General features: G+C 60.4%; 1 protein-coding gene and 1 pseudogene. Both read left to right on the top strand.

Translation table 11 applies throughout. The features are described 5' to 3' along the window. Nucleotides 1–295: pseudogene (locus DBR23_RS11720) on the top strand (glycosyl transferase); the annotation flags it as partial. Nucleotides 296–371: 76 nt separating this feature from the next. Next, a partial coding sequence (gene argB / locus DBR23_RS11725; protein WP_108498356.1) for an acetylglutamate kinase occupies nt 372–1,022 on the top strand: 651 nt, incomplete at its 3' end.

The raw sequence follows: 1,022 nt of genomic DNA on the forward strand, positions 1-1,022 counted from the left end.
GGCGGTGCGGGGCGTTTCACCGGGCGTGGCCGATGCGCTGCATTTTCACCAGCTCATCTACCGCCGCATTGTTCGTGGGGTGTTTCACGATGATGAGTCCCGCCGGGTGCTGATGCGCAACAACCGTACGTCGCCCTATCTGTGGGGCTTTACGCTCCTGACGGTGGTGCCTGCAGTGCTGTTCTGGAACAACACGCCCCTGCTCATGGCGTTTTGCGGGCTTTTTGTGGTCAGCTATGTCATGGCCTATCTGGCCATCGTGCGGTTCAAAGTGCCGAACTGGCTGCGCCACTGAAGCCTTCTTGTGTTCGCGCGCCTGGCGAATGCGGCACAATTTGCGCCTTACAGTTTTCTCCGGATGGCACGCCCCCATGACCGACCTTCTTTCGATTGCCCCACGCGACAAGGCTGAAATCCTGGCCCAGGCGCTGCCTTACATCCGCAAGTTCCATGGCAAGACCATGGTGATCAAGTACGGCGGCAACGCCATGACGGACCCGGCCCTGCAGGCCGACTTTGCCGAGGACGTGGTGCTGCTCAAGCTGGTGGGCATGAACCCGGTGGTGGTGCACGGTGGCGGCCCGCAAATCGAAACCGCGCTCAACCGACTGGGCAAGAAGGGCGAGTTCATCCAGGGCATGCGTGTGACCGATGCCGAAACCATGGAAGTGGTCGAATGGGTGCTGGCCGGCGAGGTGCAGCAGGACATCGTGGGACTGATCAACCAAGCCGGTGGCAAGGCCGTGGGCTTGACCGGCCGTGACGGCGGCATGATTCGCGCACAAAAGCTCAAGATGGTGGACAGCAAGGATCCCACCATCGAACACGACGTGGGCCAGGTGGGTGACATCGTTTCCATTGACCCCAGCGTGGTGAAGGCGCTGCAAGACGATGCGTTCATTCCCGTCATCAGCCCGATTGGCTTTGGCGAGAACAATGAGAGCTACAACATCAATGCGGATGTGGTGGCCAGCAAGCTGGCCACGGTGTTGCAGGCTGAAAAGCTGATGCTGCTGACCAAC

The organism is Acidovorax sp. HMWF018, from assembly GCF_003061035.1.
Taxonomy (GTDB): Bacteria; Pseudomonadota; Gammaproteobacteria; order Burkholderiales; family Burkholderiaceae_C; genus Acidovorax; species Acidovorax delafieldii.